Below are 1,020 nucleotides of genomic sequence, written 5' to 3'. Positions count from 1 at the left end.
AAGTTGAGCAGCTCGAAAAAGAGCAATCCCAGCTAGCAAATGCAGAACTGCTTTTGAGTAGAGCACATGAAGCTCTAGCGTTATGTTCAGAGGGTGATGCTAATGCCGCCAGCATGGTTTCTTCAGCCTCCTCATCACTACACAACCTACCCAGCGAAAATCATGAGATTAGTGAAGCACTCAACATGCTGAATGAAGCGCAAATCCAAATTGAAGAGGCAGGTAGTAATTTACGCCATTTTATCGACTCATTTGAACTCAACCCAGCACGCCTGCAAGAAATCGAAGAACGCCTAAGCACTGCTTACCAGTTAGCAAGAAAACACCGCTGTGAACCCACTGAGCTGTTAACCATACAAAACAAACTCAGCAAAGAACTACATGACTTTAATAATGGCGACCAAAATCTGGAGCAACTGCAAGCTGAAGTAATCGAATTGGAAAACACTTACCGGGCCTTAGCTGAAACGCAGCGTCAGAAGCGTATAAAGTGTGCCAGCTCTTTAGAAAAGAAAATATGTGAGCAGCTAGCATTGATGGATATGAAGTCAGTGAAGTTCTGCGTCAGCCTAACACCTCTCGATAACAGCAAGGTAAGCCAGCACGGTCTGGATACCGTCGAATTCCTGATTAGCACCAATCCTGGACAGCCCCCCAAAGCCATCAACAAAGTTGCCTCAGGCGGTGAGCTGTCCCGAATCAGCTTAGCGATTCAAGTCATTGTCGCTCAAAACTCGACCATTCCAACACTGGTTTTCGATGAGGTGGATGTAGGCATTGGCGGCGGCACAGCACAAATTGTTGGCCGACTACTCAAATCGCTAGGCAAGAATGGACAAATCATTTGCGTTACCCACCTGCCACAAGTTGCCTCACAAGGTGACAACCATTATTTCATTAGCAAGAAATCAATTGACGGAAAAGTTAGCTCTTCGATTGACTTGCTTAATAAGAAAGCCAGAACCGAGGAAGTTGCTCGCATGCTAGGCGGTATTGAAATGACCGAGCAGACACTTGCTC

General features: G+C 46.1%; 1 protein-coding gene. It reads left to right on the top strand.

The window, feature by feature from the left end:
- Positions 1 to 53: 53 nt before the first annotated feature.
- Positions 54 to 1,020: DNA repair protein RecN (locus A3735_RS01325; RefSeq protein WP_369820495.1), on the top strand; the 967-nt coding region annotated here is incomplete at its 3' end.

The sequence above is a fragment of the Oleiphilus sp. HI0061 genome (genome assembly GCF_001635675.1).
The sequence above is the reverse complement of the archived record's forward strand: the minus strand, read 5'-3'. Positions and strand labels throughout refer to the sequence as shown.